This is a genomic window from Actinomadura sp., from assembly GCF_044508335.1.
GTDB lineage: Bacteria > Actinomycetota > Actinomycetes > Streptosporangiales > Streptosporangiaceae > Spirillospora.
Window position 1 is genome coordinate 32,356 of the sequence record NZ_JBIQHY010000060.1, and the last position, 5,446, is coordinate 37,801.

Annotated in this window: 7 protein-coding genes; 3 read left to right on the forward strand and 4 right to left on the reverse strand. The window is 73.4% G+C overall.

The window, feature by feature from the left end:
* A partial coding sequence (locus ACIWVC_RS20515; RefSeq protein WP_396454433.1) for a serine hydrolase domain-containing protein occupies positions 1–672 on the reverse strand: 672 nt, incomplete at its 3' end.
* A gap of 66 nt (positions 673–738) precedes the next feature.
* On the reverse strand, positions 739–2,430 hold the full coding sequence (locus ACIWVC_RS20520; protein WP_396450040.1) for a bifunctional lysylphosphatidylglycerol flippase/synthetase MprF: 1,692 nt from the start codon (positions 2,428–2,430) through the stop codon (positions 739–741).
* A gap of 154 nt (positions 2,431–2,584) precedes the next feature.
* Between ACIWVC_RS20520 and ACIWVC_RS20525 the strand changes: the two genes are divergently transcribed.
* On the forward strand, positions 2,585–3,040 hold the full coding sequence (locus ACIWVC_RS20525; protein ID WP_396450038.1) for a flavodoxin family protein: 456 nt from the start codon (positions 2,585–2,587) through the stop codon (positions 3,038–3,040).
* A 24-nt stretch (positions 3,041–3,064) separates the two neighbouring features.
* Positions 3,065–3,364 carry a Dabb family protein gene (locus ACIWVC_RS20530; RefSeq protein ID WP_396450037.1) on the forward strand — a complete coding sequence of 100 codons (300 nt, stop codon included), beginning with the start codon at positions 3,065–3,067 and terminating at the stop codon, positions 3,362–3,364.
* Positions 3,365–3,496: 132 nt separating this feature from the next.
* On the opposite strand, the gene ACIWVC_RS20535 is transcribed toward ACIWVC_RS20530, so the two are convergent.
* Together ACIWVC_RS20535 and ACIWVC_RS20540 are read right to left on the reverse strand one after the other, a co-directional pair.
* Positions 3,497–3,727 carry a hypothetical protein gene (locus ACIWVC_RS20535; RefSeq protein ID WP_396450035.1) on the reverse strand — a complete coding sequence of 77 codons (231 nt, stop codon included), beginning with the start codon at positions 3,725–3,727 and terminating at the stop codon, positions 3,497–3,499.
* Between the two features lie 202 nt (positions 3,728–3,929).
* Positions 3,930–4,598, reverse strand: a complete 669-nt coding sequence (locus ACIWVC_RS20540) for a TetR/AcrR family transcriptional regulator (protein WP_396450033.1) — start codon at positions 4,596–4,598, stop codon at positions 3,930–3,932.
* Between the two features lie 128 nt (positions 4,599–4,726).
* On the opposite strand from ACIWVC_RS20540, the gene ACIWVC_RS20545 reads away from it, so the two are divergent.
* A complete protein-coding gene (locus ACIWVC_RS20545; RefSeq protein ID WP_396454434.1) occupies positions 4,727–5,314 on the forward strand; it encodes an HAD family hydrolase in 588 nt (195 codons plus the stop codon).
* The last annotated feature ends 132 nt before the right edge of the window (positions 5,315–5,446 follow it).

Consider the following 5,446-nt stretch of genomic DNA (forward strand, 5'->3'; position numbering starts at 1 on the left):
GGCCTCGGTGGCCTCGGCGGCGGGGGCGGCGCCGCGCCGTGCGGCCGACAGCTTCGCGGCCCGCTCGATCACGTGATCCGGGGCGCCGATCCACAGGTCCAGGCCGCGGGCGAACTCGTCCTTCACGAACGCGCCGACCGTCCGGCCCGAGTGCCGCCGGACGATCTCGCCGGCCAGCCAGCCGTAGGTCAGCGCGTGGTAGCCGTGCGCCTCGCCGGGCGTCCACTCCGGCTTCTGCGCGGCCAGCTCGGCCGCGAGGCCGGGGGCGTCGGCCGCGTCCTCCGCCGGCACCGGGCGCGCGAACGCGGGCAGCCCCGCCTGGTGGGAGAGGAGGTGGGCGGCGGTCGCGCCGTCCTTGCCCTCCGCGCCGAACTCCGGCCACCAGCCGGTGACCGGGCCGTCCACGTCGTAGGCCCCGCGCTCGGCGAGCAGCAGCGCGGCGGCGGCCGTGACCGCCTTGGTGCAGGAGAACCCGAAGCAGGGCGTGTCGGGCAGCCACGCGCGGCCGGTGCGCCGGTCGGCGACGCCGCCCCACAGGTCCACGACCTTGCGGTCGCCCGCGTAGACGGCGACGGCGGCGCCCAGCTCGCGCCCCTCGGCGAAGTTCCGCTCGAACACCTCGCGGACGCCCGCGAACGCGGGGTCGCAGTGGCCCTGCACCTGTGTGCTCATGCCGCATTCCTCTCGACGGGGAGTCCATAGAATCACGTTCTAGGATTCCCCGGCGAGGGCGGGCGGTCAGCGGCCCAGGTGGTGGACGGGCTCGGTGAGGGGCTCCGCCGCGGGCCGGGCCGCGCGGGTACGGCCGAACTCCAGCGTCAGCAGCGCGGCGGCCAGCAGCACGATGTCGGACCAGGAGCGGAACACCACGTTGCGCGGCTTGTAGGACGGCCGGAACTTCTTGTTGAACAGGTACAGCGACTCCACGGCGATCCACGGGTCCAGCAGGTGGAGCGCCTGGTAGCCGGCCTTCTCCAGGACGCCGCGCTCGTCGTTGTCGAGCAGCTCGCGGAAGGCGGCGAAGTTCAGCGAGACGACGCCGTGGCCGCGCTCGGCGGCGTACTCGATCATCTCGACGATGAGCCGCTCGTTGACCCCGTTGGGCCCGCCGGGGACGCGCCGCATCGCGTCCAGGCTGATGCCCTGCCCGGCGGTGACGTAGCGCTGGAACGCGATGGGCTCCTTGTCCTCGTCGTAGGCGATCGCGACGACCGCGCCCGGGTGGTAGCCGGTGAGCAGCTCGTCCAGGTTCATCGAGAAGCCGCGCTCGGCCGTGCCGCCGAGGGACCTGGACGCGACGTCCAGCAGCCTGCCGCGCAGCTCCGGCGCGAGGTCGCGCTCCGCGACGATCTCGGAGGTGACGCCCGCGTTCTCGGTGCGCTGCACCGCCTGCCGGACGTTGCGCATCCGGCGCCCGGTCAGCGTGAACGCGCCGGGCTCGATGACGACCTCGTCGCCGAACCCGATGGTGCGGACGCGGCCCCAGGCGGGGAGCAGCTCGTCGCTCGCGCCGAGGACGGCCGGGCGCCAGCCCGCCGCCCGGCACATCGCGAGGAACTCCTGGACGGCCGCGGCGTGCGAGGCGGGGTCGCCGACCGGGTCCCCGCCCGCGACCGCGACGCCGAACAGCACGCGGTAGCCGATCGCGGCCCGGCCGTCCGCGCTGAACACGTACGCCTTGTCGCGGCGCAGCGCGAACGGGGCGAGGGTGTCGGAGCCGGGGTGCGCGACGAGGGCGGCGACGCGGCGGCGCTCCGGCTCGTCGCCGGGCGGCGGGGACGGGTCGGGCGCGAGCAGCGTGGTGACGAGGACGAGCAGCCCGGCGGCACCGGCCAGGCCGAGGAGCCCGGGCAGCCAGGACGCGCCGTCCAGCGGCGCCCCGGTCGAGCCGAGGCCGGCCGCGACCGCGCCGACCGACCGGACCGACACGCCGCCGAACACCAGCGAGACGGCGATGGCGGCGACGACCAGCAGCGCGCCGGTCTTCAGCGCCGTGCGGACGCGCTCGTGGTGCGGGCGCACCGGGAACCGGTCGCGCTCCAGCCACAGCCCGCCGAGGACGGCGCCGAGCAGCGGCAGCCGCCACAGCGGGTCCTCGCCGGTGACGACGGCGAGCAGGCCGAGCGCGATCAGCACGACGAGGCCGTACCAGGCGGCGCGGCGCAGCAGCAGCACGCCGCGGGCGACGAGCGCGAGCGCCAGCCCGAGGGCGAGGGCGTGCGCGGGGGCGAGCGGGCTGCCGGTGACGAGCCGGGACAGCCGCTCCAGCCAGGACGGGGCGGCGGGCAGCGCCGGCACCGCGACGAGCACGGCGACGAGCGCCGTGGCCAGCGCGAGCGGGCGCACCGACCGCGCGGGCGGATCGGCCTCCCGCCCCTCCGCCGGGGAGCCTTGGGGGCCCGGCCCCCGCGATGACTCGTCTGGTCGCACGAAGTACACCTCCGCTGAGCCCCCAACCAAGATCCTTTGGAACTCATTCCCCGGGGCGGACGTTGAGTATGCCTCGTAAGTGCAGCCTACGGCGGAGGGCCGGGCGGTGGCCGCACCCGGCCAGGGGCGGCGGGCCGCCGATAGTCTCGTGGTGATGAAGAGGCTGCTGATCGTCCACCACACGCCGTCCCCGTCCGTCCAGGCGATGTTCGAGGCGGTGCGCGCGGGCGCGTCCACCGACGAGATCGAGGGCGTGGAGATCGTGTCCCGCCCGGCGCTGACGGCGTCCGCCGTGGACGTGCTGGAGGCCGACGGCTACCTGCTCGGCTCGCCCGTCAACCTCGGCTACCTCTCCGGGGCGCTCAAGCACTTCTTCGACCAGATCTACTACCCGTGCCTGGAGGAGACGGTCCGCCGCCCGTTCGGGGCGTTCCTGCACGGCAACAGCGACGCGACCGGCGCGCTGCGCGCGCTGACCTCCATCACCGGCGGGCTGAAGTGGAAGGCGGTCCAGCCGCCCGTGGTGGTGACCGGCGAGCCCGGCCGGGCCGACCTGGAGGCGTGCTGGGAACTCGGCGCCATCACCGCGGCGGAACTCGGCGGCGTCTGAGGGGCCGGCCGATAGCTTTCCCCCATGAGTGGATTCCGCCATGTGGTGTTGTTCAAATGGGTCGAGGGCACGACGACCCGCCAGCAGGACGAGGTCGCGGAGAAGCTGGGCGAGCTGCCCGGCCGCATCCCCGAGATCAAGACGTACAGCCTCGGGGTGAACGCGGGCGTGAACCCCGGCGGCTACGAGTTCGCGGTCGTCGCGGACTTCGCCGACCGGGACGCCTACCTCGTCTACCGGGACCATCCCGACCACCGCGCGGTGATCGACGCCTACATCACCCCGATCGTCGCGGAGCGCGCGGCGATCCAGTACGAGATGTGAGCGCCGAGCGTAACCGAGCAAGCGCTTGTGTCCGAACGAATTTCGGGTTAGTTTCTGCAGAGACGCCCGCCGGGAACGGATCGCGCCCCGTTCCCGGCGGGCGGCGCACGCCTCCCGGCCGGCGGGCCGCGGTCAGCCGAAGCCGCGCAGGTTCACGATCTCCTCGCGGAGCCGCTCCGCCGAGGGCGCCTCCACCAGCCGCGGCCCGTCCCGCAGGAGCACCATCGCCCACCACGATCCGGTCGCCTCGCCGTACCAGACCCGTACTCCGGGGAACGTCTCCTGAAGGGCGCGCGCCGTGGCGGCTCGCAGGGCCGCGGGCGTGGGCTCGTCATGACCGGCGGTGCCGCGCTCAGCCGTCATGCCGCCCTCCCCCGTCGATCAGTCCGCCAACAGCGTCCCCACGGGCCAATGCGTCACCCCTACTCGGCGATTTGTGACTAAGCACACTATGGGGGTTAGCAGCCGCTCACTGTGGGATACCGCGCCGGATGTGTCCGAACGGACGTATTCGGAGGGCCGAAAGGCCGGGGCGCGCCGCACGGGGCCTGCGGGCGGGCAGGGGCTAGTGCAGGTTGATGCCGTCGAACATGACCTTGAGGTAGTGCTCGGCCAGGCCCTGGGCGTCCAGCCGGCCGCCGGGCCGGAACCAGCGGACCGCCACCCACACGGTGTCGCGGATCATCCGGTAGGTGAGCTTCGGGTCGAGGTCGGGGCGGAAGAGCCCCTCCTTCTGGCCCGCGGCGAGCGTGTCCACCCACATCTTCTCGACCTCGTCCTCGGACTTGGTCAGGTAGGCGAACCGGTCCATGCCCTTGAGGTAGTTCCAGTCGTTCTGCATCACCGTGATGGCGGCCCGGTGCGGCTCCAGCGTGCCGAACGCGACCCTGACCAGCCCGGCGATGGTCTCGCGCGGGTCGCGGCCCTCCTCGATCACGGCCCGGTAGGAGGCCATGATCTCGGTGAAGAAGCCGGAGAGGATCTCGTCCACGATCGACTCCTTGGAGTCGAAGTGGTGGTAGAGGCTGCCGGACAGGATGCCCGCCTCGTCGGCGATGTTGCGGACCGTGGTGGCCTGGAAGCCCTTCTCGGCGAAGAGTTCGGCCGCGAGTCTGACCAGGTGCTCGCGCCGTTCCGACGTCAGGGCCGAGGAGCCCCTGCCGCGCCGGCGGGGACCGCCCTCGCCCGCCGCGCGGGTTCTGGTTCGTCCGGACTTAGCGCTCGTGGTCGTCACCCTCTCATTATGCCGTGCCGCCCAACCGCTTGCTCGATTCGGCCGCCGCCCCAGGCTACGGGTATCACCAAGCGCTTGCTACGGGTCCGTGCGGAGGGATCCGCCGCGCGCCGCATAGGCTCGGGCGCATGGCCGATGTGATCGTGTTCGACCTGTACGGAGTGATCGCCCGCACCCAGGCGCCGGAGGCGGTCCGGCGGATCGAGGAGCTGGCCGGGGCGGGCGGCCCGGCGTTCTGGGACGCCTACTGGGCCTGCCGCCCCGCCTACGACGCCGGCCAGGAGAGCGCGGCCTACTGGGCGGACGTCGCGGCCCGCCTCGGCGTCCGGTTCCGCGACGTCCCCGCGCTGATCGAGGCCGACCTCGACAGCTGGACCCGCGTGGACGACGAGATGGTCGCCCTCGTCCACGACCTCGCCGACGCGGGCCGCACCCTCGGCCTGCTCTCCAACATCATCGCCGACCTCGTCCCGCGCTTCGAGGCCCGGCACGGCGCCCTGCTCGACCGCTTCGACGCGCTCGTCTACTCGTGCCGCATCGGCGTCGCCAAGCCCGACCCGCGCGCCTTCGAGATCTGCGCCGAGCGCCTCGGCGTCGCACCCGGCGACGTCCTGTTCTTCGACGACAGCGAGCGCAACGTCCGCGCCGCCCGCGAAGCGGGCATGCGCGCCGAGGTCTTCACCGGCCCCGCCCAGGTCCGCGCCCTGACCGCCTGACGCGCAGGAGGCGGCGTCCCCGGAAGTCGTCAGCCGGAGGGGCGGCGGGAGGGCTCCTCACTGTGGTACGGCTGTACCATTATGATACATCGGTACCATAGGGGTGTGCCGAGAACCGCCGACCACGACGCG